This window comes from Maribacter sp., from assembly GCF_039968975.1.
GTDB lineage: Bacteria > Bacteroidota > Bacteroidia > Flavobacteriales > Flavobacteriaceae > Maribacter.
Genome location: NZ_JBDVOT010000184.1, coordinates 1 through 26,306, shown reverse-complemented (window position 1 = coordinate 26,306; position 26,306 = coordinate 1). Strand labels below are relative to the sequence as shown.

The 26,306-nt window shown below is 35.4% G+C and carries 30 protein-coding genes and 1 pseudogene; 15 read left to right on the top strand and 16 right to left on the bottom strand.

What is annotated here, in order from left to right:
- A pseudogene (locus ABJI11_RS12460) lies at positions 1-275 on the top strand (TonB-dependent receptor); the annotation flags it as partial.
- 132 nt (positions 276-407) lie between these two features.
- On the opposite strand, the gene ABJI11_RS12455 reads toward ABJI11_RS12460, so the two are convergent.
- Positions 408-845, bottom strand: coding sequence for a hypothetical protein (locus ABJI11_RS12455; protein ID WP_348352649.1), 438 nt, complete (start codon positions 843-845; stop codon positions 408-410).
- Between the two features lie 133 nt (positions 846-978).
- On the opposite strand from ABJI11_RS12455, the gene greA reads away from it, so the two are divergent.
- Both greA and ABJI11_RS12445 read left to right on the top strand, forming a co-directional pair.
- A complete protein-coding gene (greA, locus tag ABJI11_RS12450) occupies positions 979-1,455 on the top strand; it encodes a transcription elongation factor GreA (RefSeq protein WP_276493486.1) in 477 nt (158 codons plus the stop codon).
- Between the two features lie 78 nt (positions 1,456-1,533).
- The gene (locus ABJI11_RS12445) at positions 1,534-1,926 is read left to right on the top strand and encodes an HIT domain-containing protein (protein ID WP_348352645.1); all 393 of its coding nucleotides are present in this window, start codon (positions 1,534-1,536) and stop codon (positions 1,924-1,926) included.
- On the opposite strand, the gene ABJI11_RS12440 is transcribed toward ABJI11_RS12445, so the two are convergent.
- Together ABJI11_RS12440 and ABJI11_RS12435 are read right to left on the bottom strand one after the other, a co-directional pair.
- On the bottom strand, positions 1,913-2,269 hold the full coding sequence (locus ABJI11_RS12440) for a hypothetical protein (protein ID WP_348352642.1): 357 nt from the start codon (positions 2,267-2,269) through the stop codon (positions 1,913-1,915). The two genes, ABJI11_RS12445 and ABJI11_RS12440, sit on opposite strands and share 14 nt — an antisense overlap.
- 2 nt (positions 2,270-2,271) lie before the next feature.
- Entirely contained in the window at positions 2,272-3,420 is a 1,149-nt protein-coding gene (locus ABJI11_RS12435) for a HAMP domain-containing sensor histidine kinase (protein ID WP_348352639.1), read from the bottom strand.
- A 126-nt stretch (positions 3,421-3,546) separates the two neighbouring features.
- Between ABJI11_RS12435 and ABJI11_RS12430 the strand changes: the two genes are divergently transcribed.
- Positions 3,547-3,924, top strand: coding sequence for a DUF3127 domain-containing protein (locus tag ABJI11_RS12430; RefSeq protein WP_348352636.1), 378 nt, complete (start codon positions 3,547-3,549; stop codon positions 3,922-3,924).
- Positions 3,925-4,057: 133 nt separating this feature from the next.
- On the top strand, positions 4,058-4,690 hold the full coding sequence (gene aat / locus ABJI11_RS12425; protein WP_348352633.1) for a leucyl/phenylalanyl-tRNA--protein transferase: 633 nt from the start codon (positions 4,058-4,060) through the stop codon (positions 4,688-4,690).
- Here aat and ABJI11_RS12420 read toward each other — a convergent pair.
- From ABJI11_RS12420 to ABJI11_RS12410, 3 genes are read right to left on the bottom strand one after another with little or no spacing between them, the layout of a single operon-like run.
- The gene (locus ABJI11_RS12420) at positions 4,682-5,374 is read right to left on the bottom strand and encodes a DUF2490 domain-containing protein (protein ID WP_348352630.1); all 693 of its coding nucleotides are present in this window, start codon (positions 5,372-5,374) and stop codon (positions 4,682-4,684) included. The two genes, aat and ABJI11_RS12420, sit on opposite strands and share 9 nt — an antisense overlap.
- Complete coding sequence (locus ABJI11_RS12415) at positions 5,355-5,942, bottom strand: hypothetical protein (protein WP_348352627.1); 588 nt, start codon at positions 5,940-5,942, stop codon at positions 5,355-5,357. The genes ABJI11_RS12420 and ABJI11_RS12415 overlap by 20 nt, the downstream gene beginning before the upstream one ends.
- A 21-nt stretch (positions 5,943-5,963) precedes the next feature.
- Positions 5,964-6,527 (bottom strand): DNA-3-methyladenine glycosylase I, encoded by a 564-nt coding sequence (locus ABJI11_RS12410; protein WP_348352624.1) that lies wholly within the window; start codon positions 6,525-6,527, stop codon positions 5,964-5,966.
- 209 nt (positions 6,528-6,736) lie between these two features.
- On the opposite strand from ABJI11_RS12410, the gene ABJI11_RS12405 reads away from it, so the two are divergent.
- Genes ABJI11_RS12405 through ABJI11_RS12385 form a run of 5 tightly spaced genes read left to right on the top strand, consistent with a single transcriptional unit; the run spans position 6,737 to position 12,522 of the window.
- Entirely contained in the window at positions 6,737-7,423 is a 687-nt protein-coding gene (locus ABJI11_RS12405; RefSeq protein WP_348352621.1) for a TetR/AcrR family transcriptional regulator, read from the top strand.
- Positions 7,416-9,098 (top strand): ATP-binding cassette domain-containing protein, encoded by a 1,683-nt coding sequence (locus tag ABJI11_RS12400; protein ID WP_348352618.1) that lies wholly within the window; start codon positions 7,416-7,418, stop codon positions 9,096-9,098. The genes ABJI11_RS12405 and ABJI11_RS12400 overlap by 8 nt, the downstream gene beginning before the upstream one ends.
- Positions 9,091-10,443, top strand: coding sequence for a biotin/lipoyl-binding protein (locus ABJI11_RS12395; RefSeq protein ID WP_348352616.1), 1,353 nt, complete (start codon positions 9,091-9,093; stop codon positions 10,441-10,443). The genes ABJI11_RS12400 and ABJI11_RS12395 overlap by 8 nt, the downstream gene beginning before the upstream one ends.
- Positions 10,444-10,445: 2 nt before the next feature.
- Entirely contained in the window at positions 10,446-11,849 is a 1,404-nt protein-coding gene (locus tag ABJI11_RS12390; protein ID WP_348352613.1) for a TolC family protein, read from the top strand.
- Positions 11,850-11,907: 58 nt separating this feature from the next.
- Entirely contained in the window at positions 11,908-12,522 is a 615-nt protein-coding gene (locus ABJI11_RS12385; RefSeq protein WP_348352610.1) for a thioredoxin family protein, read from the top strand.
- Between the two features lie 27 nt (positions 12,523-12,549).
- On the opposite strand, the gene ABJI11_RS12380 is transcribed toward ABJI11_RS12385, so the two are convergent.
- The 6 genes from ABJI11_RS12380 to ABJI11_RS12355 form a co-directional block, all read right to left on the bottom strand.
- Entirely contained in the window at positions 12,550-13,278 is a 729-nt protein-coding gene (locus tag ABJI11_RS12380; RefSeq protein WP_348352607.1) for a hypothetical protein, read from the bottom strand.
- Between the two features lie 64 nt (positions 13,279-13,342).
- Entirely contained in the window at positions 13,343-14,056 is a 714-nt protein-coding gene (truB, locus tag ABJI11_RS12375; RefSeq protein WP_348352604.1) for a tRNA pseudouridine(55) synthase TruB, read from the bottom strand.
- A 21-nt stretch (positions 14,057-14,077) separates the two neighbouring features.
- A complete protein-coding gene (locus ABJI11_RS12370; RefSeq protein ID WP_348352601.1) occupies positions 14,078-14,875 on the bottom strand; it encodes an undecaprenyl-diphosphate phosphatase in 798 nt (265 codons plus the stop codon).
- Positions 14,876-15,139 carry a DUF3098 domain-containing protein gene (locus tag ABJI11_RS12365; protein WP_036157077.1) on the bottom strand — a complete coding sequence of 88 codons (264 nt, stop codon included), beginning with the start codon at positions 15,137-15,139 and terminating at the stop codon, positions 14,876-14,878.
- A 9-nt stretch (positions 15,140-15,148) separates the two neighbouring features.
- Positions 15,149-16,027 (bottom strand): permease-like cell division protein FtsX, encoded by an 879-nt coding sequence (locus ABJI11_RS12360; protein WP_276493507.1) that lies wholly within the window; start codon positions 16,025-16,027, stop codon positions 15,149-15,151.
- Between the two features lie 63 nt (positions 16,028-16,090).
- Positions 16,091-17,965: a T9SS type B sorting domain-containing protein gene (locus ABJI11_RS12355; RefSeq protein ID WP_348352597.1), complete on the bottom strand. Its 1,875-nt coding sequence runs from the start codon at positions 17,963-17,965 to the stop codon at positions 16,091-16,093.
- Positions 17,966-18,079: 114 nt separating this feature from the next.
- On the opposite strand from ABJI11_RS12355, the gene ABJI11_RS12350 reads away from it, so the two are divergent.
- From ABJI11_RS12350 to ABJI11_RS12330, 5 genes are all read left to right on the top strand, one after another.
- A complete protein-coding gene (locus ABJI11_RS12350; RefSeq protein ID WP_348352594.1) occupies positions 18,080-18,940 on the top strand; it encodes a UbiA family prenyltransferase in 861 nt (286 codons plus the stop codon).
- A gap of 83 nt (positions 18,941-19,023) precedes the next feature.
- Positions 19,024-22,029, top strand: coding sequence for a class I tRNA ligase family protein (locus ABJI11_RS12345; protein ID WP_348352591.1), 3,006 nt, complete (start codon positions 19,024-19,026; stop codon positions 22,027-22,029).
- Between the two features lie 86 nt (positions 22,030-22,115).
- Positions 22,116-22,370, top strand: a complete 255-nt coding sequence (locus tag ABJI11_RS12340; protein WP_348352588.1) for a SemiSWEET transporter — start codon at positions 22,116-22,118, stop codon at positions 22,368-22,370.
- 139 nt (positions 22,371-22,509) lie between these two features.
- A complete protein-coding gene (gene ald, locus ABJI11_RS12335; protein ID WP_348352585.1) occupies positions 22,510-23,610 on the top strand; it encodes an alanine dehydrogenase in 1,101 nt (366 codons plus the stop codon).
- Between the two features lie 135 nt (positions 23,611-23,745).
- Positions 23,746-24,441 carry a zinc metallopeptidase gene (locus tag ABJI11_RS12330; RefSeq protein ID WP_348352582.1) on the top strand — a complete coding sequence of 232 codons (696 nt, stop codon included), beginning with the start codon at positions 23,746-23,748 and terminating at the stop codon, positions 24,439-24,441.
- Positions 24,442-24,534: 93 nt separating this feature from the next.
- Here the strand turns inward: ABJI11_RS12330 and ABJI11_RS12325 are convergent, their stop codons facing one another.
- The 4 genes from ABJI11_RS12325 to ABJI11_RS12310 all read right to left on the bottom strand — a co-directional run.
- A complete protein-coding gene (locus ABJI11_RS12325) occupies positions 24,535-25,041 on the bottom strand; it encodes a ferritin (RefSeq protein ID WP_348352579.1) in 507 nt (168 codons plus the stop codon).
- Between the two features lie 107 nt (positions 25,042-25,148).
- Entirely contained in the window at positions 25,149-25,466 is a 318-nt protein-coding gene (locus ABJI11_RS12320) for a hypothetical protein (protein ID WP_348352576.1), read from the bottom strand.
- A 38-nt stretch (positions 25,467-25,504) separates the two neighbouring features.
- On the bottom strand, positions 25,505-25,975 hold the full coding sequence (locus ABJI11_RS12315; protein ID WP_348352573.1) for an Lrp/AsnC ligand binding domain-containing protein: 471 nt from the start codon (positions 25,973-25,975) through the stop codon (positions 25,505-25,507).
- A gap of 151 nt (positions 25,976-26,126) precedes the next feature.
- Positions 26,127-26,306: saccharopine dehydrogenase C-terminal domain-containing protein (locus ABJI11_RS12310; protein WP_348352572.1), on the bottom strand; the 180-nt coding region annotated here is incomplete at its 5' end.

Sequence of the window (26,306 nt, the reverse complement as noted above, 5' to 3'; positions counted from 1 at the left end):
GTGAGCAATATTTAAGTAACACAGATACCGAGGCATCTAAATTAGATTCTTATTTCACGAACGATTTTAATATCACCTATGAAATTGAAATGAATAGCGTAGTAAAATCTATTGTATTCTCTGGTTTGGTGAATAACATTTTTAATGAAAAATACGTATCTAACGGTTATACCTATTTAGATAGTTGGTCTACACCAGGTAATACTTTTGAAGTACAAGGCTATTATCCGCAGGCAGGCACTAATTTCTTATTAGGGGCAACGGTAAATTTCTAATGTTCAGAAAAGTTAATTAGATTTTTCAATATTAAAAATATAAGTTTTCAGCTAGGGTGCAGCTTTGCAAAAGGTTGCACCCTAGTTATTTGAATTTATATGGAAGATAAAATAGAAACTATGTTAAAGTTCTTAGTTGGATATAATTACGCTGCCACCACTTAAAACTGCACGATATTCTAACATGTTATAATAACGATTTTCATCTTCAGGTGTGTTTAAAAGTTGACCGGTAAATAGGCTATATTGATAATCTTCACATGAGCAAATAGCAATTTGACCGTCAAGTTCCATTGTAGAGCAATCATTTGGAGCATGATTTGGGCAGCTACCTTCAAAAGCTCTAAATTGATCAAATCCAGAGTTTATGACAAAAACACCTCTGGTACCGGCAAGATCACTTGGTATATAGATAGCGCTACCTGTATTTGTAAGAGGGCTGTAAGAAGGCAGGTTCAAATTAGCTTCAAAACGAAAACCGATTTCCTGTAAAAACGGATTTCTGTTTGTGCCATCATTGCTACAAGCAGTGATAATCAATAGAATTACGATGGTTAATCTCTTCATCATGCTTAAAATTTAGTTTTAAAAAACTTCAGCAAATGTGCGTAAAAATTATGTATATTTGTGTTAAATCCTCGCTTAAAAAGCCGAATTAACAGGCAATTGCAGAGGATTTGTTTATTTATAAAACGAGGAAGTTATGAGTAATATATCATACTATACTGCAGAGGGGTTAAAGAATCTTAAAGCAGAACTAAATCATTTACGTGATGTGGAGCGTCCAAAAGCGTCTCAAGCAATCGCAGAAGCAAGAGACAAAGGAGATTTGTCAGAAAATGCTGAATATGATGCCGCAAAAGAAGCACAGGGACTCTTAGAGATGAAAATTTCAAAGATGGAAAATACAGTAGCAAATGCACGTTTAATTGACGAGTCTCAATTAGACACTTCAAAGGTGTTGGTGCTTTCTACGGTAAAGCTTAAAAATCAAAATAACGGCATGGAAATGTCTTATAAATTGGTCGCTGAAAGTGAGGCAGATTTAAAAACAGGTAAAATCTCTGTGAATTCGCCAATAGGTAAAGGTCTTTTAGGTAAAAAGGTTGGTGATACTGCTGAAATAGTTGTGCCAAGCGGAGCTATTAAATTTGAAATTCTTGAAATTACAAGAGCTTAAAATTTTTAAATAACTATATTTAATCCTATCCTTTTTATAAGGGTAGGATTTTTTTATTACCGTTAAATACGAATTACTATGCCGACAATTTTTACGAAAATCATTAATGGTGAAATTCCATGTTATAAAGTAGCTGAAAATGAAAACTTCTTGGCTTTTTTAGACATCAATCCCAATGCAAAAGGACATACGCTTTGTATACCTAAAAAAGAGGTAAACAAGATTTTAGATTTGGATGAAGAAACCTATTTGGGGTTAATGTCCTTTTCTAGAAAAGTAGGTTTAGCTTTAGAAAAAACAGTTGATTGTAAACGTGTAGGTATGTCGGTCATCGGTTTAGAAGTACCACATGTTCATGTTCATTTAATCCCGTTAAACGAAATGAAAGATGCAACTTTTCAACATAAGGTAAAATTAAGTAGTGAAGAGTTTATTGAACTAGCCGAATCAATTGGTTCTAGAGTTGAGTAGCTCCAGAAATAAATAAGTATACTGCACCGGCTACCAAAGCAATTAGAACCAAAATAAGGCTATAGAAAAGTAGTGTTGGTTTAGATGATTTTTTAGTAGGTATTGCGGTTTTTTGATAGTAATTGAACATGCGTTCAATATCATCTGTCCAGGTAATAGGGTAAATTGTAGAATGGCAGGTATTACAGACCAATTTATTGCTTAATTCACCTGTAATTTTATGAAAGAAGCTCCCGTAAGTATGTTTTTGATAAAAAGTAAGGTTTAAATCTTGATTAAAACACTCAGGGCAGTTATTCGTCAGTTTGGCTTCCTTAATAACTTCTAATTTTTCCTTCGCCATAATTAGTGAAACACTTTTAAAGAAATTTGCATTATAGTTCCTTCTTTGCCAGATGATAACACCTTTATTTTTCCATCGTGATATTCCTCCACAATTCGCTTAACTAAAGAAAGACCTAGGCCCCAGCCTCTTTTTTTTGAGGTAAAGCCGGGTGTAAAGATACTATTATAGTTGCTTTTAGAAATACCGTGCCCGGTATCGGCTATTAAAATGTTGACAAATTTGTTGTCTTGAACTATTTCTATGGCAATACTACCTTTGCCTCTCATGGCATCAATTCCGTTTTTGACCAAGTTTTCTATCGTCCAATTGTATAAAGAACTGTTTAGCATAACTGGTAGGTGGTCAATTTTTGTACTAAAAGAAAAATGTATGAGTTTAGAGCTTCTACGCTTTAAGTATTCAAATGCATCTTGTGTTTCTTTTACAATATCACTTTCAACAAGTTTAGGTAACGAACCAATTTTAGAAAAACGTTCTGTAATAGTTTGTAATCTGTCAATATCCTTTTCTATTTCTTTGGTAATACTAGGGTTGATCGCTTCAGATTTCAAAAGTTCGTTCCAGCCTAAAAGAGAAGAGAGTGGTGTACCTATTTGGTGTGCGGTTTCTTTGGCCATACCTGCCCATAATTTATTTTGTTCAGAGGCTTTATTGGTTTTGAACAGAAAATAGATAACTGCAGCAAAAAGGAAAATAATAAGAAGCAGCGCTATCGGATAAAATTTCAACTTGGTTAATACATCAGAATTACCGTAATATAAAGTCGCTAAATGCTCACCTTGTTGATCAATAGATATAGGTGTGTTTTCGTCCTTAAATTTTCTGAGTTGGCTTTGTATATAAACAGAGTCTTTAGACTTGTTCGGCGGAAAATTATTTACCCTAATAGACTTATCCTTATTAATAAGAATCATTGGGGTAGAGGTATTGTTTTGAAAAACCTTTAAGTGTAAGCTACCTAAATCTACGGTTTCAGAAGATTGTAGAAACTCTGATTGAGCGGTTGCCCAAATCTCCATTTTAAGGCGTTCTTCTTCTTTAAATTGTTTAAAAAAGCTATTGGTATTCCATAAGATCAGACTCACTACCACAAACGAGCCTATCAATAGAAAAATGTTGGAAATTTTGTTTTTAGGAATAAAGTTCATCCAATAGTTATCTAATACTAAAGATAACCCTAATTGTGAATAATTGTTGTGTTGTAATCGTTGTACCGTGTTTTATAACAACATCATTTTATGTATTTTTGAACTCTATTGTAAAAAGAGTTCAAGATGGAAATAGAAGGTAAAATAAAATTGATAGGAGAAACCCAAACTTTTGGGTCTAATGGCTTTAGAAAAAGAGAATTAGTAGTTACTACAGATGAGCAGTATCCACAACATATAATGATAGAGTTTGTTCAAGATAAATGTGATTTATTGAACAGCTACGGAGTAGGGCAAGATGTAAAAGTTAGTATTAACTTAAGAGGAAGAGAGTGGACAAATCCTCAAGGTCAGGTAAAGTATTTTAACTCTATACAAGGGTGGAGAATAGAAGGTGCATCGCAAGGAGCTCCAGCAGCAGGTATGCCACCGGTTGCACCAATGGAAGCTTTTGAGCCTGCAGATAATTTAAACGAAGAGGATCATGATGATCTTCCTTTCTAAGAATTGTAAATAGTTATCTAAGACGATAAGTCTTTATAATAATAAACTTGTTTAGCTTTAAATAGTTAAACAAGTTTTTTTGTTTTATGACCTTTATTTATTTTAAACGAAAATTAAAAAGCCTCAACCAGTCATGTATTTTTTGACCGATGAACTTATTTTTCCATCAGTAGAGAGTGCCAATGTAGAAGGCTTGTTGGCGGTTGGTGGTGATCTGTCTCCAGAACGATTGCTATTAGCATACCAAAACGGCATATTTCCGTGGTTTGATAATGATTCTATAATTTTATGGTGGAGTCCTGATCCTAGAATGATACTTTATCCCGATCAAATAAAAATCTCAAAAAGCATGAGAAAGGTTATTCGTAACAATCAGTTTCGATTAACAAAAAATACGTGTTTTAGAAAAGTGCTAGAATATTGTTCATCTGTACCTCGTGAAGGTCAAGAAGGTACTTGGATTACTCAGGATATGAAAAATGCATACATAGAATTACATGAAAGAGGTATTGCAAAATCATATGAAGTGTGGGAAGACGATACTTTGGTAGGTGGTTTATATGGAGTTGATCTAGGTAATGTATTTTGCGGTGAAAGTATGTTTAGCTTAACATCAAATGCATCTAAATTTGCGTTTATTAAGCTAGCGGAAGAATTACAGGCTAAAGAGTATAAGGTTATAGATTGCCAATTACATACAGACCATTTAGAGAGTATGGGTGCTCACGAAATTTCGAGAAAAGAATTCATGAAGTTTTTAGATTGATATGACCAGACTGTTCAAGAAAAAGAAAACGTGCTCTGTGCTTTCTGTATAATTTTCCATTCTAAACTGCACCCCTAATTGCGCTTTTAGGTGTTGCGAGATAGACCATCCAATTTGTGAGGTTAGTCGTTGGTCATACATTGGTCTTATACTTTTGCCTACACTCAGTAAAGATTCTGTAGTAGCCACTAAATAAGGTTCACCAATATCCATTTTTAAACCTTTTAATGGAAAATCTATTGCAAAACGATATCTAAAACGATGCACAAGATTTGAAGGTTGAATGCGTTGCTCTATTCTAAAGCGGTTTCCAAAACGAGCACTATTTACTTTTTTGGTGATATTGAATTGTTGGGTTAACCTAAGTTCATTTTCCTTATTATTTTCAAAAGCTTCTCTAAATCTATATTGAACACCTAGACCTATACTCTTATAAGGGTCTATGGTCAAAGAAGAAAAATGAGCAATCTCTATTTGCCGTATGTTTAGCTGTGCTTTGTTGTTATGATACGTATAATTTCTATTTGATAATGAAAAATTTTGCTTTAACAAAGGGGTTACCCTATAGTTTAAAGCAACTTCAGGTTCCCAATAGGCAGTCGTATTATTTTGTGAACGAGCATAGTGGGTGCCCAACAATAGTAGGACTATAATGAACCGAACTTTAATACAGTACGTGATCATAATTTGGAGGAAGAGAAGTTCTTATATTTTTAAAATTTCCATCAGCATCAAATAGAATTTCATAATCTAAATAGCCTTCATCTTTTTTGCCAACAACAACTATTTCATAATTGTTAGCAGGTAGAATAAGATTTTGAAATGCATTTTTAAAAATTTTTTCTGCATTTTCATTATTTGAAGGATATTGTTGTTGAAGCCTCTTAATTTTATATTTAGTGAAATTATTGTTCAAATAACCTACTATTTTGTCATAGGTATCATTGGGTATATCTGTAGATTTAATAAGTATTTCTATATCTTCTAATGTGCCTTCTTCATTAAATTCTATACTGTACCAAAGCTTGTCTTTTTTAAATTTTGCCTCATAACTTATTTTAGTACTATCTGTCTCTTTGTAGAATTTAATACGCTTAAAATCTGCTACATTTTCATCAATGGTCGCTATTGCCAAAGCAGGAAACTGAGATTTAAGAATACGATGTTCCCTCTCGTATTTGTATTGAGAATGACCAAACTGAAAACAGAATAGGCAAGCGATTAAAGTTATTTTTATAAAATGATTTTTCATAATATTTGTAATTGATTCATACTATACTTGATTGTATCTAAAACAATCTACTTGATGATCGTTTACCATACCAGTGGCCTGCATGAATGCATAAATGATTGTGCTCCCTACAAATTTAAATCCGCGTTTTTTTAAATCTTTGCTAATAGCATCAGATATAGGTGTATTTGCTGGAGCCTCTTTGTAATTTACTACTGCATTCTTAATAGGTTCGTTGTCCACAAATTTCCAAATATAACTGCTAAAACTGCCAAACTCTTTTTGAATTTCTTGATATGCTATTGCATTGGTAACCGTAGCACGAACTTTTAATTTGTTTCTGATAATTCCTTCATCTTGCAGTAAAGACATGATTTTAGTTTCAGGGTATTTGCCAATTTTCTTGTAATCAAAATGGTCAAAGGCAACTCTAAAATTCTCTCTTCTTTTTAAAATGGTAATCCAACTTAGCCCAGCTTGAAAGGTTTCTAATACTAAAAATTCAAAAAGTAGACTGTCATCCTTAACGGGAACTCCCCATTCTTGATCATGATAAGCTTCGTAAAGCGTATCGCCCTTGCACCAACCACATCTATTAGGTTCCATAGTCACTATAATTAAGAATGTAAATGTATAGAAAATGATAAGAACATTACTTGGTTTACCTGTTCTATAGGTATGTTAACGCTTGCTGTTTGAGATTTCATTTTTTTTTGAGTTAAAAATATATCGTTTAAGTTTCTTTATAAAATGTTAAACTATTAAGATGTGATAGTAATACTATTATATTTGCAATCGACTTAATTAAAAATAGTATGGATAAGCTATTACAAGGGGTTCAAATAAGAATCAATGAGAAGCTTTACATGAAAGATCCAGAGTCTTCTGGGCTTGGTAAAAAGATTATTGAATTTAGTATTCAATTGATTAATGATATAGGCTTTGAAAGTTTTACCTTTAAGAAGCTTGGTGTTCAAATAGGCTCTAATGAAAGCTCTATTTATCGTTATTTTGAAAACAAACACAAGTTATTGTTATATCTAACATCGTGGTATTGGGGTTGGATGGAGTATCAATTGGTTTTTGCTACCAATAATATTAAAAATCCTAAAGAGAAGTTATTAAAAGCCATATTCATTATGACTAAGACAACTAAAGAAGATTCGGATTTCTCTCATATCAATGAAATATTATTGAACAATATTGTCATAAACGAATATTCAAAATCTTATTTGACCAAAGAGGTTGATGCAGAGAACAAGGAAGGGTTCTATGCAATTTATAAGAGATTGGTAGGCAGGTTGGCAGAAATGATTACAGATGTAGATGCTACCTATGAATACCCTACTAGTTTAGCAAGTACCATATTAGAAAACGGTTTACATCAGCATTATTTAAAAGAACATTTTCCGTCACTAACAGATTGTACCAATAAAATAACGCCAACACAGTATTTGACACACCTTGTGTTTAACACCCTAAATAGCAACATAGATGAATAAAAATATACTAACCGCCTGGCAACGTTTTCTGGGTCTTTTAAAATTAGACAAGAAAGATATATTTCAGGTGTTTTACTATGCCATTTTTGCAGGTGTAGTCAACCTTTCGTTGCCACTTGGTATACAGGCGATTATCAATTTAATGCAGGGTGCTCAGATAAGTACATCATGGATTGTATTGGTAATAGGGGTAACCATCGGTGTAGCTTTTGTTGGTATTTTGCAACTAATGCAAATACGAATTATTGAAAACGTACAGCAAAAGATATTTACCAGGGCTTCGTTTGAGTTTGCTTATCGTTTCCCAAAGATTAAAATGAGTGAACTTCATAATTACTATCCTCCAGAATTGGCGAATAGGTTTTTTGATACTTTGACCATTCAGAAATCATTATCAAAGGTTTTAATAGATTTCCCTGCAGCACTATTACAGATTGTTTTTGGGTTATTGCTATTATCTTTTTATCACCCATTTTTCATTGTTTACGGTATGCTTTTGCTCCTATTAATTTATGTGGTATTTAAGTTTACGGCCCAACGTGGTTTAGATACCAGTTTAGATGAGTCTAAGAGTAAATATAAGGTAGCGCACTGGTTACAAGAGATTGCACGTTCAATCGTAAGTTTCAAATTGTCGGGTAAAACTTCTCACGCTTTAGATAAGAACGACACTTTAGTGGTTGAGTATTTGAATGCACGAGAAAGTCATTTTAGAGTAATTGTATTGCAGTTCATTCAAATGATTGGCTTTAAAGTTTTGGTAACGGCCGGGCTTCTACTAATTGGTGGTTTGTTGGTGCTGAATCAAGAAATGAATATTGGGCAATTTGTAGCGGCCGAGATTATCATTCTTTTGGTGATTAATTCTGTAGAGAAACTAATTGTTGGTCTAGAGACATTTTATGATCTATTGACATCGTTAGAGAAAATGGGACAAGTGGTAGATAAGGAATTAGAAATTCAAGAAGGAGAAAAACCGTTTATTGAAAACCAGGCATTTACTGTAGAATTAAGTAATATCTCTTATAGTGTGCCTGATCCAAAAAGAAAGATTATTTCTAATTTAAGTTTGACCATATCCCCTAAATGTACTATTCTTTTAAGAGGGAATAGTGGGTCTGGTAAGAATACTTTGTTGAGGCTTATTGCAGGCATCATTCAACCTGATAGTGGAGGAGTTTATGTAAACGGAGTCTCTCTAAAAGGGATGAATTTAAATTATTACCGTTCTCACCTTGGTCAATCTCTGCCAGAAGAATCACCTTTTGAGGGGACTATTCTGCACAACATCACTTTTGGAGATAAAGAAACTACAAATGAGCAGGTCTATTGGGCGTTAGATAAAGTAGGACTTACAGATTTTGTTAAGCAACAACCAGACGGACTCAATACGGTTCTCTATCCAGAAGGAAAACAAATTCCTTATACGGTTTCTAAAAAGATAGTTCTTGCAAGAAGCATTGTACGTAAGCCAACACTTTTAATCTTAAAAGACCCATTAGATCAATTCAATAATGAAGAGGCAGATAGGATTCTAAGTTTTTTAAGTGATCCATCAAATGGTTGGGCATTATTGGTAGTAAGTGAAAATGATAAGTGGATTAAAAAATGTTCACGAATCATAACCATGGAAAAAGGACAGATTATTAACGAAATCGCAGGAAAAGATGCTTAATATATCTCATAACAAACTAAATCAAAAGGTTTCAATTGAGCGGTTTAAGTCGGTTCAAAAAGTAAGCCACCAAAGGCATTACAAACATTTTAATAGATTTCTATTTGCATTTGCAGCAGTAGGGGTTATCGTATTGTTTTTACCATGGACACAGACTATTAACGCAAGAGGCTTTTTAACCACACTTACTCCGGGTCAAAGACCACAAACTATTCAATCTCAAATTCCGGGTAGAATAGAAGAATGGTATGTACAAGAGGGTGATTATGTTAAAAAGGGAGACACCATACTATTTATATCTGAAGTAAAATCAGAGTATTTTGATCCAGATTTGGTAGAAAGAACAGGGCAGCAATTAAAGTCAAAATCATCTTCTGTAACCTCTTATGAGGATAAGGTAAAATCTTTAGATAATCAAGTAGCGGCCTTATTCAATGAAAGACGATTAAAGTTAGAGCAAGCCAAAAATAAATTGATGCAGGCAAAACTAAAGGCACAAAGTGATAGTATAGATTTTGAGGCTGCCAAGACAAATATTCAAATTGCAGAGCGTCAATACGAGCGTACCGCTCAGTTACAAAGCGAAGGTTTAAAGGCGGTGACAGATGTTGAGGCAAAACGTTTAAAGCTTCAAGAGACACAAGCAAAATTACTCTCTCAAGAAAACAAATTATTGGCTGCTAAGAATGAGATTATAAATGCTGAAGTTGAAATCAATAGGGTGCAGGCTTCGTATACAGATAAGATTTCAAAGGCGCAGAGCGATAAGTTTACCGCAATGTCCAATCAATTTGATTCAGAGGCACAGGTTAGTAAATTAGAGAACGATTATACAAATTACCAAATGCGAAGCCAGCTTCGTTATATTCGGGCGCCACAAAACGGTTACATCAATAAAGTGCTTACGGCAGGTATAGGTGAAACTTTTAAAGAAGGAGCCCCGTTAGTAGGTATTATGCCTGCTGATTACGATATGGCAGTTGAAACGTTTGTGGATCCTATAGATTTACCTTTGATCCATTTAGGGGAAAGCGTACGAATACAGTTTGATGGTTGGCCTGCAATTGTGTTTAGTGGTTGGCCAAATGCATCTTACGGTACGTATGCGGGTAAAGTAGTGGCTATAGAAACCTTTATAAACCCTAATGGAAAATACAGAATATTGCTATCACCTGATAAAGAGGATCAAGCATGGCCAGAGGCTTTACGTGTTGGTTCTGGCGCAAATACCATAGCCCTTTTAGAAGATGTGCCAATCTGGTATGAACTATGGCGTCAACTTAATGGTTTTCCTGCTAATTACTATCAGCCAGAAGGGGCTCAAGATAAACCTGTAAAAAAATAAGAATGAAAAGAATTATTATCTTTTTCTATCTATTATTTGGGTTGATGGTGAGTGCCCAAACTGTAGACTCTGTACAGCTAAATTTCAGGGAATATTTGGGTTACGTTAAAAAGTATCACCCGGTGGCCAAACAGGCAGAAATGGTGATGAGCGTTGGTCAGGCAAATCTGATGAAGGCACGTGGTGGTTTTGATCCTAAAATTGCGGTAGATTATGCTACAAAAGAATTTAAAGGATCGGAGTATTATGATTTATTGAATTCTACATTTAAAGTGCCTACTTGGTACGGTATTGAATTAAAGGGTGAATTTGAGCAATATTCTGGCGAGTATTTAAATGCGGAAAGAAACGTGCCAGATGACGGTTTGTATAGTGCTGGAGTGGCTCTTTCTTTAGGTCGTGGCTCTTGGATAAATGAAAGAATGGCTACCGTTAAAAAAGCAAAATTTTTTAGGGAGCAATCTAAGGCAGATAGAGATTTATTGGTCAATCAAATATTGTTCGATGCCTCATTGGCATATTTTAATTGGTTGCAAGCGTATAGAAATAGTTTGTTGTTCAATGATTTTTTATTGAATGCCAAAGTAAGGCTAAAAGGTGTTAACCGTAGCGCACAAGCAGGTGAAATTGCCGCCATAGATACTGTTGAGGCAAAGATTGCGGTTCAGAACAGGGCGTTAGAAAAAGAGCAGGCCAATGTGGTTTTGCGTAATGCCAGATTAGAACTTTCTAATTACCTGTGGATGGGTGAAAACATTCCTATGGAATTACAGCCCCAGGTAGTTCCGGACACTTCTTTAGATGCTGAAATTGATCAAGCTCTGGAAATCTTAGGAAAACCTTTGGATAGTTTTGTGTTAGAGAATCATCCAAAGCTAAAATCACTAGGCTATAAAATTGATGGTTTATTAGTTGATAAGCGTTTAAAAACGAATAAGCTTTTACCTAGAATAGATGTCGAGTATAAGTTCATTACAGATGAGCCAAAATATTTAAACTCATTTGAAACACAAAATTATAAAGCTGGACTAAATTTTGAACTCCCCTTATTTTTAAGAAAAGAGCGTGGCGATTTAAAGTTGGCAAAACTGAAGTTAAAAGATGCCCAGTTTGAGCTTGATAATGCTGAGGTACAGATTCAGAATAAAATAACTGCTATTTATAACGAGTTAGATTCCTTTCAGAATCAGAATGTTCTTATAGATGATATTGTGTCTAGTTATGAAGCGCTGTTGGCTGCTGAAGAACGAAAATTCAGTTTTGGCGAAAGCTCACTTTTCTTGATCAATTCTAGGGAAAGTAAATTGATAGATGCTGTGTTGAAGCAAAACCAAGTGGAAAACAAATATTTTACGGCAAAGGCTAAGCTATTTAATAGTCTAGCGGTGAATCCTGAAAATTTGTAAGCATTGTACTTTTATTCCTACTAAATCGTTCAATTAGAGATTGTAAAATAGTAAGCGCATGGAATTAGTGATAGATGATTTAATAAAAAAGGGATTGCAAACCGGTTTTAGTTATGCTGAATACAGGGTTTTGGTGGCTGATTTAGCTGAAAAAGGAGAAGCAAGTGGTCCTGAACAGTCAGAAGCTTTAACACAATACACGCAGTTAAACAATAGCCGTATGCGTAGATGGGATAAAACCTTAAAGTTTAGTGATGAAGCTGTGGCTAAAATTAAATCTATAGACAAGAAAATTTCATGGTTGGTATTGTCTGAAAGTTGGTGTGGTGATGCTTCACCTGCATTACCTGTTATGAACAAGATTGCAGAGCTTAACCCTAATATTTCTTTATCTATTATTCTTCGCGATGATAATTTAGAGGTGATGGATCAGTTTTTAACTAACGGAGGCAGGTCTATTCCTAAATTAATTGCTGTTGAAGAAGATAATAGTTCAGTGGTTTTCACTTGGGGACCAAGATCGGCAAAAGCAACAAAATTGGTTGAAGATTATAAGAAAGAACATGGTAAGTTGACCCCTGAGTTTAAACAGGATCTTCAAATGTTTTATAATAAAGATAAAGGTCAAAGTATTTTAGAAGACTTACTTCAGTCGCTGGATAGTCTGGTATAAAAACAGGGCTTTTTAACTTGTATTAGATTACTTCCCTTGAAATAAATAAGTAATCGTTCCTTTTTGAGAATCTTTGGTAGAAGAATTAAATCTTGCTTTTAGCGCATATTTGATGGCGTTATCAACAAGGCAACCATTAGAAGTACCTGAGCTTTTGGCATTATAGTCTGCTTCGGTAACATAACCTAAAGCATTTACCTCAATATTGATGACCACTTTACCGCCTTCTATACACGTGTATATTGGTGGTGGTAACTTATAGTTGTTTCTGTCAACTAAAGAGTAAGAAACAGAGGTTCTCCTTGCAGCCAGGTTATTGGTGAATTCTTTCTTTTGAGCCTCCTTTTCTCCTAGAAGTTGTTTTTTCTCTTCTCGTTTTTTTGCTAAAGCTTTAACTCTTGCAGAATAACCGTCATCAGAAATCATATTTTCTGTTGGGTCGCCATCGCTCATTTCATTGCGCTCTGCCATTAACTCCTCTAGTGTTTGTAGTGGTTCTGGATTGCCATAACTGGGCTTTGCAGTTTCGTTAAAGGCTAAATGACTTTTAATAGGGTCAGATTCTACTTGTTCCTCTTGTGGTTCTTCCTCTTTTAAGATTTCTTCTAGAACCTCAGGATCCATAACCATTTCAACAACATAATCTTCTTTAGATTCTTCTTGACCACCAAACTGAATATTATACAATACCAACACTACAATAGACATGCTAAAGACAGTGGCAAGTAATGATAATTGTTTTCTGTTCAGATTCATGGGTATATAACCTTAATAATACCAAAATATTTTAGAAGATCGATAAATGGTAATCAATTGTTTGTTACCTGCTTTCTTCTGTATCTAACAAGATATCGGCAAAAACCAAAGGGTCTTGCGCATTATCTACGTTAAAATCACCTATTTTGGTTCTTCTTAATGCTGTTAAATGCGCTCCAGATTTAAGTGCTTTACCAAAATCATGTGCCATAGACCTTATGTAAGTTCCTTTACTACATGCAATTCTAAAGTGAACATTCAATCCTTCAACAGCTGTAATTTCAAAAGCGCTTACATTAACTTTGCGCTTTGGTATATCTACTGTTTTGCCTTCCCGTGCCAATTCATACAACCGTTTTCCATCTTTTTTAAGCGCTGAAAATACAGGTGGCGCTTGTTCTATGTCACCTATGAATTCATTGGTGGTGGTGGTTATAAGTTCTGGTGTAATATGATCTGTGCTGAAGGTTTCGTTTATTTCTGTTTCAAGGTCATACGAAGGCGTAGTTGCCCCTAAGGTGAAAACACCTGTATATTCTTTTTCCTGCCCTTGGTATTCCGTGATTTTCTTAGTGAATTTTCCAGTGCAAATAATTAGAAGTCCCGTAGCTAGTGGGTCTAATGTACCCGCATGTCCTATTTTAAACTTCTTTAAACTGAATTTCTTTCTAATAGCCCATTTCAATTTATTGACCGCCTGAAAAGAGGACCATTCTAGTGGTTTGTCAATCAATAATACCTGACCGTTTAAATAGTCTTCTTTGGTCAAATCTTTCATGAATTTGGGTGTTTTTTAGAACTACGGATTAGTGAATCCGTATATAACGGCTATCAATCCTACAACAAGACAGTAGATGGCAAAATAAGATAGCTTGCTTTTGCGTACCAATTTTATCATCCAGGTACAAGCGGCAAGACCGGCAACAAAGGCAGCAATAAAACCGGCACCCATAGCTACATTATTCTCTCCGTCAAAAGTTAAATCTCCGCTCATTAGGTCTTTGGCAATTTTACCGAAAATTAGGGGAACGACCATTAAGAAAGAAAATCTTGCAGCTTTTGATTTATCTACACCTAACAGCACAGAGGTAGAAATTGTAGCTCCACTACGTGAAATTCCTGGTAGCATAGCAATTGCTTGAGAAATACCTACAATAAAGGCATTAACGAAACTTACTTTTTTATCGGTGTCTTTAGCTTTGTCGGCAAAATATAAAAGTACTGCAGTAATGATCAACATGAAACCAACGAATCTAATGTTGCCTCCAAAAAATGCTTCTAACTGTTCTTCGAAAAATAAGCCTACAAATACGGCCGGTAACATTGAGATTATAATTTTTACGGAAAACTGACTTTCTTCGTTCCATTTAAACTGAAACAAACCGCTTAAAATTTCCCAAATATCTTTTCTAAAAACAACAATGGTACTCAACGCAGTAGCAAAGTGAAGTACTACGGTAAATAATAAACTTTCTTCTTGTACAGAGTTGTCTCCTAAAATGGCTTTACCCAATTCTAAATGTCCACTTGATGAAACAGGTAAAAACTCGGTTAATCCTTGAATAATACCGAGAATAATAGCGTCTAAAGTATCCAATTAATCTTTCTTTTTGTGTGGGTTCAATAAAATGGCATAAATTTCAATACCTAAACCAATAAGCACTAAAGTTGGTGCAAGTCTTATTCTTCTAAAATTATAGATTTCAGGATTAAAAACGTTGGGGTCGTCACTACCACCACCGCTCATTAAGATAAAACCTATTGCAATACAGGCAAGACCAATAAACATGAACATGTAATTTTTCTTCTGAAAAATAAATTCTTGTTTAGAATGCTGTTCCACTTTGTTGTTTTTACTCATGCCGCAAATTTAATAATATAATTCGTCCGTTCTAAGATTTAAGAAGCGTTGGGTAGCGAAATAGGTGCTAATGAACGAAATAAGTATTCCCAATAGAAAAACGCTAACAAATAAAATAACCAAAATATAAGGTTCATCAAATAACCCTAAATCTTGAAAATTAGTATTTACATAATATACAACACCGCCAATAGCCAATAAAGCTATTGCAGCCCCGATCATACCAAGTTTAATATTTTGCCATATAAATGGTCTCCTGATAAAGGTCTTTGTAGCCCCAACCATTTGCATGGTTTTAATGATAAATCGTTTAGAATAAATAGATAAACGAATAGAGCTATTGATCAATAACACGGCAATAAAAGTAAATATGGCACTGGCAACCAAAATCCAAAATCCTATTTGTTCTACGCTCTTGGCGACCATGCTTACCAGAACTCTATCATAGCTAACCTCGTCTACGAAGGTTTTTTCTGAGAGGGTGTCGGCAATTTCTTCAACTTTTTCAGCAGTAACAAAATCGGCGTTTAGTTTTACGTCTATGGAATTTTTAAGCGGATTGTACCCTAAATAATCAACAAAATCTTCGCCAATATCTTCACTGTGTTGCTTGGCTGCTTCTTCTTTGGATACATAAGTAGAAGATTTAGTGTATTCAGACATAGCCAAAGTCTTTTGAAGCTGTTCAACTTCAATTTCTTTGGTGTTTTCTTTTAAAAAGACAGAAATGGTAATCTGTTCTTTGGAACGATCTGCCATTTTTTTAGTGTTCAAAACCAGTAAACCTAAAATGCCCAGTAGAAATAAGACTAATGCAATACTTAGCACCACTGAAAAATAGGAGGAGATAAGTTTACGTCTTTGATAATTTTCGAAGGAGTTTGCCATAGTACTTAAAAGTGCAGTAAAAATAGCAAAGTATTGTTAAACGGGGCTTAAAAAAATAAAGCCTTAACGTTTTAAGCTAAAGTGACCCTTAAATTGCTCCGAGTCAGCCTCAATAAGGTACCAATAATCATCCTCTGGCATTCGTTCACCTTGAAAAGTACCGTCCCAAGACGTAGAATTTGCATTCCCGAATTTTAGAAGCTTCCCGTAGCGATCAAAAATTGAAATGGTAACCGTATTAAAAATCGCTAATCCGTCTGGTTGAAATAAATCATTTATAGTATCTCCGTTCGGAGTAAAGAATTTTTGAATGACCAAATGATAAAACTCTTCGGTGACCACCCCGCAATCTGTATTATCTCGTACGTAAATAGTATATAATCCTCCGTCAGCTGTCTCAAAAACGTTACTGGGTTGAAATGTAATTCCGTCTAAAGAGTATTCAAAATTTCCATTGTTTGAAGTCGAAACTACTATTGATGGTCCGTCAGAACTAATAGTATCAATTCGTGGTAAATCTATCTGTTCAACCGTAAAGCTTCGTGTAGCTGAGCATCCATTTGTGTTGGTGACTATAACATCGTATTCACCAGATTCGGTAACATCTATACGTTGTGTTGTTGCGCCAGTAGACCATTGGTAGGTAACATTTTCCACATCGGCATCTAAGGTAATAAATGAATCTTCACATAGAAAAGCATTAGCGTTGGCAGGCACTACAGGTAAAGGGTTAACCGTAAGCGTAACTGCCGTTCTTGTGGTAGATGCACATTCAATTTCTGTTGCATTTGCTTCGGCATAAAACGTTCCGGCAAGACCAATTTCTAAATTCCGATTATCAGATAAAATTAAGTTTCCGCCAATAGGGGCATCATACCAATTTATGGAATATGCCGATGGTGTGTTCACTGATAAAATTCCTACTTCACCTTCGCAAATTTCAACATCGCCATTACTGGTTGGTGCCGGCGGAATGGGTAATACGGTAATATCGAAAACATCGGAAACTACATTGCATAAATCATTATTTACATTAACAATATCCTCTGCTATTTTTGTTCTAAAGTAAGTAGTAGTGGTTACTGATGGTGTATTTAAAATAGCACTGTTTTCACCGGGTATATCTGTCCACGTTTGTTGATCCGTGCTTTGTTGCCATTGGTATGCATGAGAACTAAAAACAGAAGAATCTGGTGTTGCGGTAAGCGTTCTGGATACTCCGGCTTGATCTTCACAAACAACCAAGCTAGCTTCATTAGCTGCAGTGGAAATAGTGACATTATCACCGCAAGATCGAAATAGGATATCGTCTATGGCCAAATCGTTTCCGCACCCTCCATTACTGTTGTTTCTCATTTTAAGAATGACCGATGTTTGTCCTGGTTCGGTTTTGAAAACTAAAGCGTATTGTTCCCATTCTAAAGTGCCTGTATCCGGAATGCTTCCGGTATCGCCCTGGGCAAGCATATTGGTGTCGGTCTGGTCCCATATTTGAAAACGTACATTTACGGGTATACTATTACCTTCACAACTACCTGCGGGTTGTAAATTTATTAACCATGAAGAAAATTCATAAGTGGTATTTTCACACAAACCTGTTACTTGACGTTGGTAGAATTCTCCGGCGGTAAAGCTGGCATTGACGATAAAGAGTTTTCCGTTGGTATCATCTGGGGTATGATCTTGTAGGGATAGCCAATCAAAATAGTTTGTAGTGCTAGATATGGTATAATCGCCATCATTGGGTGTGCCCGTAGTAAATTGATATGAAGTGGTACCGGCTGGTAGCGCCGGTCCGTCGGTGGTGCCAGACCCAAAATCTTCAGTAAAAATGGGGTCACCAGAATTTCCACCGCAAAATCCAAGTTGTGCCTGCAGTGTAGCTATGCTACAGCAGGTGAGTACTATTGAGAGTAAAAAAAGTTTGGGGCACCTCATAATCTAAGGTTAAAGATATACTTTTTAAAAAGATAGATAGTTATAGTTTAGCTTTGATCATGTTACGGTGCTAAGAATGGTATTTTTACGATAATGAGAACTTATTCCTATTGTATGTTGAATTTATTGGATTTAAAAATATCCAGACCCGGACTTTGGTTTCCTACTATTTGGATTTATTTAGTTCCTTTTGCCAATCAGGTTGATTACTGGCAGTCTTTTAATTTTTGGCTCGGACTATTTTTTGTCACCTTTCCCTTAAATTATTTGGTCTACGGTCTAAATGATTTCAATGATGTTAATGCAGATGCGGTAAATGATAGAAAAGGAAATTTTCTGTTTGGAGCAAAGGCTTCAAAGTCGCAACTTAAAGGTGTGTTAACTAAAATTACCATACTCACAACGGTATTTGTAATTGCGTTTACCTTTATATCCGGATTTAAAATGTTCTTACTGTTGTTGTTTATGGTAGTCGTAAACATTCTCTATAATTTTAAGCCGTTTAGAATAAAAGAAAGACCACCTTTTGAAATATTGATACAGGTTGGGTATGTGGTTACCGTATTCTTCTCAACAGAGCTCAATAATTTAGAAACGCTACCATGGCAGACATTGGTGTATTTATCATTGTTTGCATTTCAGGCACATATTGCTGGTGAAATAATGGATATAGAACCAGATTTGGCTTCGGGAAAAAGAACCACCGCAACTTTGGTAGGGCGTAAAAACTCAAAATTGTTGATGCTTTTGATTTTGGTGTGCGAATCTGTTTTGGTTTGGTACTGGTTTCAAGACATCGTTTTGGCTTCTTTTCTTGGTCTTTTCTCAGCGTTTATGGTCTTAGATATTTTTGTGATTTTCAAAGGTAAGGCGTATACGCTGCCACAGATGAAATTGTTTGGTTACCTTATTAACATATCGGCATTGGCTTCAATGCTTTGGGTGCTGTATAGTGGTAAATTGATATTGGCTTAGGTCTATAGTTATCAATTGGTTTAAACTTTTCCCTTTAGCAGAATAAACCTATTTTTGCGACTTACAGAAAAGAAGTAAATATCATGCAATACAATTTCAACGAAATTGAAGCCAAATGGCAAGAATACTGGGCAGAAAACCAAACATTTAAAGCAGAGAACGGTTCTGAAAAAGAAAAGTTCTATGTGCTGGATATGTTTCCTTATCCTTCTGGTGCGGGGCTCCATGTTGGGCATCCTTTAGGGTATATTGCCAGTGATATTTATGCGCGCTACAAAAGGCATAAAGGTTTTAATGTATTACATCCGCAAGGATATGATTCTTTTGGTTTGCCTGCAGAGCAATATGCTATTCAAACAGGTCAACATCCTGCAGTTACTACTGCAGCTAACGTAAAAACCTACCGTAGACAATTAGATCAACTAGGTTTTTCTTTTGATTGGAGCAGAGAGGTGCGTACTTCTAGTCCTGAATATTATAAATGGACACAGTGGATATTCATTCAGATTTTCAATTCTTGGTATAATAAAGATGCTGATAAGGCAGAAGATATAGAAACCTTGATTTCTAAATTTTCTTCGGATGGTAATGCTAATGTAAACGCCGTTTGCGATGATGATATCATATCGTTTTCCGCAGATGATTGGAATGCTTTTTCTGATGTTAAAAAGCAAGAAATATTATTACAATATAGATTAACGTACTTGGCGGATACCGAGGTCAACTGGTGCCCGCCATTAGGTACGGTATTGGCTAATGACGAAATAGTAAACGGAGTATCAGAACGTGGAGGTCACCCGGTTGTTCGTAAAAAAATGACCCAGTGGAGTATGCGTATTTCTGCATATGCACAGCGTTTATTAGATGGTTTGGCAAAAATAGATTGGCCACAGCCGTTAAAAGATTCACAAACCAATTGGATCGGTCGTTCCCAAGGAGCTTCGGCGGTATTTAATGTAAAGGGGCATGATGAAAAAATAGAAGTATTTACGACAAGACCCGACACCATTTTCGGAGTGTCGTTTATGACCTTGGCGCCAGAACATGAATTAGTAAGTGAAATTACTACCGCAGAGCAGAAAGCTGAGGTAGAAGCATATATTGAGGCAACAGCAAAACGTAGTGAGCGTGATCGTATGGCAGATGTAAAAACCATTTCTGGTGCATTTACAGGCGCTTATGCAGAGCACCCTTTTACAAAAGAACCTATTCCTATTTGGATCGGTGATTATGTGTTGGCGGGTTATGGTACAGGTGCTGTAATGTCCGTGCCATGTGGTGATCAACGCGATTATGATTTTGCAAAACATTTTAATATAGATATCCCTAACATATTTGAAGGTGTAGATATCTCTGAAGAAGCTTTTGCTGACAAGGAAAAAACGGTTATTGCCAACTCTGATTTCTTAAACGGATTACCGTATAAGAAAGCTATGAAACTAGCGATCTATGAATTGGAGAAAATAGGACATGGAGAGGGTAAAATAAATTACCGTTTACGCGATGCTGTTTTTAGTCGCCAAAGATATTGGGGAGAACCTTTCCCGGTGTATTATGTAGACGGAATGCCGCAAATGATTAACAAGGCACATTTACCTATTGAGTTGCCCGAAGTTGAAAAATACTTACCAACAGAAACAGGTGAACCACCATTAGGTAACGCTGAGGTGTGGGCTTGGGATACTGTGGCTAATAAAGTTGTAAATAATAGCGAGATAAATAATACGACTGTATTTCCATTAGAATTGAATACCATGCCAGGTTGGGCAGGTAGTTCACAGTATTTTAATAGATACATGGATCCGCATAATAATGAAGAGATATTTTCTAAAGATGCTATTGATTACTGGCAAGATGTAGATTTATATATAGGTGGTAGCGAGCATGCTACAGGTCACTTGTTGTATTCTCGTTTCTGGCAAAAGTTCATGTTTGATAAAGGTTTAGTGCCTAAAGACGAATTTGCGAAGAAACTTATTAATCAAGGAATGATTACGGGGACTAGTGCTTTCGCTTATAGGGTGGATATAACTCCTGGATTTGATTCAAATAATGACCGATTACTTTCTGACGAGGAAATAATTAATACTAAAATATTTATTTCAAAAAATCTATATGAAAACATCATGGTTGATAATGATGTTTTAGCGAACTTTCAGATTGATCTTAAATCAACATTGGTTGGAATTTTTGGTTCAAGCCTAGTTAAAGTTGATGTAGATAGAAATAGGATTTTACCAATACATGTTGATGTTTCTCTTGTGAATAGTTCGGATGAACTTGATATTGATGGGTTTAAAAATTGGTTAAGTGAATATAAGAACTCGATTTTCTTTTCAAATTCAGGTAGAGTGATATTGGGAGGTGACAATGAAAAATACATTGTAGGTCGCGAAGTCGAAAAAATGTCCAAATCTAAATACAACGTGGTAAATCCTGATGCTATTTGTGAGGAGTACGGGGCGGATAGTCTTCGTTTGTATGAAATGTTCTTAGGTCCGTTAGAGCAATCTAAACCTTGGAACACGGCAGGTATTACTGGAGCACATGGTTTCTTAAAGAAAATGTGGCGTCAATACCATACTGGTGCAGATGGCGCATTCGTTGTTTCTGAGGAGGAACCATCTAAAGAATCTTGGAAAACATTACATAAGACCATTAAAAAGGTAGAGGAGGATATTGAGAACTTTAGTTTTAATACATCGGTATCTACATTTATGATCTGTGTTAATGAACTTTCTTCTCAAAAATGTGTAAGTAGAAAAGTGTTGGAGCCATTGGCAATATTGGTATCGCCATACGCACCACATATTGCGGAAGAACTTTGGAGTAAATTGGGTCATGCAGATTCTATTGCAACCGCGGTTTTCCCAAAATTTGAAGAAAAGTATATAAAGGAGAGTGATAAGGAATATCCTATTTCCTTCAACGGAAAAATGAAGTTTACCATGCAATTATCTTTAGACTTGACTAAAGATGAAATAGAAGCAACGGTTATGGCTCATGAAAAAACCCAACAACAATTGGCAGGGCGTACACCTAAAAAGGTAATAGTTGTACCAGGTAAAATAGTTAATATTGTAGGGTAGATATTGGAATACAGGTAAAATGAAGAGGCGATGAAAATCGCCTCTTTAAATATGATATAATTTGCGGGGATGATAAATCAGAAAATATGGACAGTATTGAAATATTAGGTTTAGTTGCTGCAACCTTTACCACAGGGGCATTTGTGCCACAAGTTTATAAAACCTGGAAAGAGAAATCTACCAAAGACATTTCTTTGACGATGTACACCATTTTATTGATGGGAGCTATAATGTGGGCGATTTACGGATTTTCATTGAAGAGTTTACCCATTATCATGGCAAATCTCGTTACGGCAATCCTCCTTTTTATTATGATTATCCTAAAAATTAAGCACAAATAAGAATACACCCCATAAAAAATAGGGGTATAGGGGTTGTGTATTGATATTTAAGGCAATTGACCCCTACGTTTTATCGATTTTATGTTTGATATATGCATAATTAGTTTCAATTTTGCAGTGAAAAATAAAATGATAAATCATGATTGTTGGTATTCCAAAAGAAATTAAGAACAATGAAAGCAGGGTAGGTATGACACCGGCCGGAGTTTTCGAATTGGTAAAGAACAACCACAAAGTCTATGTTCAATCAGACGCTGGTGAAGGCAGTGGTTTTTTCAATCAAGATTATCAACAGGCAGGTGCTATAATTCTAGATACCATCGGTCAGGTGTACGCCATGAGCGAAATGATTGTAAAAGTAAAAGAGCCTATTGAAGAAGAGTATGATCTTATTCAGGAAGGTCAAATTTTGTTTACTTATTTCCACTTTGCATCGAGCGAAGCTTTAACAAAGGCGATGATCAAGCAAAAAGCCATTTGTATAGCGTATGAAACGGTAGAAGATGAAGAAGGTACTTTGCCACTTTTAACGCCAATGTCAGAAGTTGCAGGAAGAATGGCTATACAACAAGGAGCTAAATATTTAGAGAAACCTGTAAAAGGTCGTGGCGTTCTTTTAGGTGGTGTGCCGGGTGTTGCTCCAGGTAAAGTTTTGGTGTTAGGTGCCGGTGTTGTGGGTATACAAGCTGCTAAAATGGCAGCAGGTTTAGGGGCTCACGTAACTATATTAGATGTGAACATGAAGCGTTTACGTTATGCAAATGATGTAATGCCGCCACATGTAGTAACTGAATTTTCAAATGAGTTTAATATTAGAAGACTTATAAAAACACATGATCTAATTATTGGAGGTGTTTTATTGAAAGGAGCTAAAGCACCAAATTTGATTACAAGAGACATGTTGAAAGAAATGAGACCTGGAACTGTAATTGTTGATGTTGCCGTGGATCAAGGTGGATGTGTAGAAACAACCAAACCTACCACACATGAAGACCCTATTTATATTATTGACGACGTGGTTCATTATTCGGTAGCAAATATGCCGGGAGCGGTACCTTATACGTCAACTATGGCATTAACGAATGTAACGTTGCCGTATGCATTGAAATTGGCAAATTTAGGTTGGGAAGCTGCATGTGAAAAAGATGCATCTTTAAAGAAAGGATTAAATATAGTAGAAGGAAATGTGGTATATCAAGAAATTATTGAAGCCTTTGGTTGGGATGAGATAGTTGCTTAACCTGTACATTTTGTCAGTAAAATATGCCTCGCCATATCCGAAAGGAATTTGGCGGGGTTTTTGCTTTTAGATAACTAGATTCTTAAATAAGTGGGAATCTTTAGTATATTTAATCGATTTAAAAATTGAAACATTATGATGGGATATTATATACTGCTTGGGGCAATTGCTTTGGTCAGCTGGTTAGTGAGTAATAAATTAAAGAGTAAGTTCAAGCATTATTCCAAGGTACATTTGCAGAATGGAATGAGTGGTGCCGAGATTGCTGAAAAGATGTTGGCGGATCACGGTATAAGAGATGTAAAGGTAATTTCTACACCAGGGATGCTTACGGATCATTATAATCCAGGAAATAAAACAGTAAACTTAAGTGAAGGGGTGTATAATCAAAGAAATGCCTCGGCTGCTGCAGTCGCTGCACATGAAGTTGGTCATGCTGTACAACACGCACAAGCATATGAGTGGTTAGGTATGCGATCTAAATTGGTACCTATAGTTAGTGTAACATCTGGGATGGCACAATGGGTAGTCTTTGGAGGCTTGGCTTTAGGTGCCGCTGCAGGTTTAGGCTTCGGGTATTGGGTAGCCGTTGCCGGTTTGGTAATGATGGGTATGGCAACTTTGTTCAGTTTTGTAACGCTGCCTGTAGAGTATGATGCCAGTAATAGAGCATTGGCATGGTTGAAGAATAAAAATATAGTTACACCGGAAGAATATAAAGGTTCTGAAGATGCATTAAAATGGGCTGCACGAACCTATTTGGTGGCTGCAATTGGTTCATTGGCAACTTTAGTGTACTGGGGACTTCAAGTTTTTGGTGGTAGAGATTAATATCAAAATAGCATATAAAAAAAAGGGAGCTAAATTTATTTAGCTCCCTTTTTTATTCAAACGGTTAAAACCACTTCCTATAAAATATTTCTCTTATTTAATACGTTCATCAATTAACTTGAGAGCGATACCTTCTCTGCCTATAAGTTCAAAAAGGTCTAAGATGTCTCTCATTGATTTTTCTTCTTCAAGTTGTTCTTTAACGAACCATTGTAAGAAATTCTCAACAGCATAATCTTCGGTATTCTTAGCTAAAGAAACTATTTTATTGATAGACTTAGTTACTTCTATTTCTTGTTCTAGAGCAGTTTCAAAAACTTCCTCTAAAGAAGAGTAGTCATGATTTATATTAGATATTTCTGGTGAAATAGCATTACCGCCACAGTCATTGATGAATTTAAAAATTTTCATCATGTGCTCACGTTCTTCACTGGCTTGTCTGTAGAAAAATGATGCACTGCCTGAATATGAATTCTGATCACACCATGAAGCCATTGCTAAATATGATGAAGAGGCTTTGCCTTCCATTTGTATTTGATCATTTAAGGCGTCTAAAGAAGTAACCTTAATGCTCATGTTTAATCTTGCGATATCTTTCATTGCTTAATTATTTTATATAAAAGTAGTAACTACATAGTAAAATATAGAATACAAGCCTCTATTTGAATTTGATTTAAGACTAATTATAAATAACGTAGAAGGAAGGGTTAAATTGTTTCGCTTGTAATATGGTCTAAATCAATGGTCATAAAGCTACATTCTACCAACGATTTTAAATCTAGTAACTCTAGTGTGTTTAAAATAAAAAGATGCTCTTTGTTGCAAAGCATTAATACTTCAAATCCGTGTTTGTTTAAATCAGAATCAAAATGGTCTTCAATAGAGATGTTTTGCACTTTAGTTCTTAGGGCAAGAAATTGGCAAAAAGATAACTTAATGGTCTTTTGTTCCATGTCCAAGTAATGACATTTCTCCTTATCAGACTGATAAAGCGTATAGAATTTAGAACGAAAAACCACTTTCATGGGTCAAATCTAATGCTTATTTAGATTAAATCAAAATATTAAATAGTGATTTGCCTGTCTATTTGTTGGGCTAAAGAAATGAAGGTTTCTGTTCTTGAAACCCCTTCTATGGCTTGTATTTCTTTATTAAGTACCTGCATTAAATGTTCGTTATCTCTACAAAGTACTTTAATAAGAATAGACCAGTTACCAGTAGTGTAATGACATTCTAGTACTTCTGGTATTTTTTCAAGGAGCTTTACCGCTTTAGGGTTGCTCATGGCTTTGTCTAGATAGATACCAATGTATGCCATAGTGGTATATCCCAAAGATTTAGGGTTGACAATAAACTTAGAACCAGACAATAATCCTGATGCTTCTAGTTTTCGTAAACGTTGGTGAATGGCAGCACCGGAAATTCCAATACTCCTTGCAATTTCAAGTACTGGTTTACGGGCATCTTCCATTAAAAACCGCAAGATTTTTTTATCGATTCCGTCAATTTTAGCTAATGAAGTTGGGTTTTTCATGTTTTATCAAATCAATAACCTCAATAAAGGGGTACGAGGTATGCTTTTAGTAAATTTATTATTTCAAGTTAATCCCCTAGGAATTGAAGCCTAAATGAGGGGTTAAAACATAAATGTACTTATTTGGTTTCAATTTGATAGTTAAAAAGTACTAGTTGACTACAGAATTTGGGTTATAGCCTAGATAAGGTATGTCATATTCTTTGAAGTTAACTCCGTACGACTCCAGTTCCTTCAGTATAGGTTCATATACTTCTTTGGTAATAGGTATTTGAACACCGGGAGTGGAGATTTCACCGTTCAGTATTTTTAAGGCAGCCATGGCAACGGG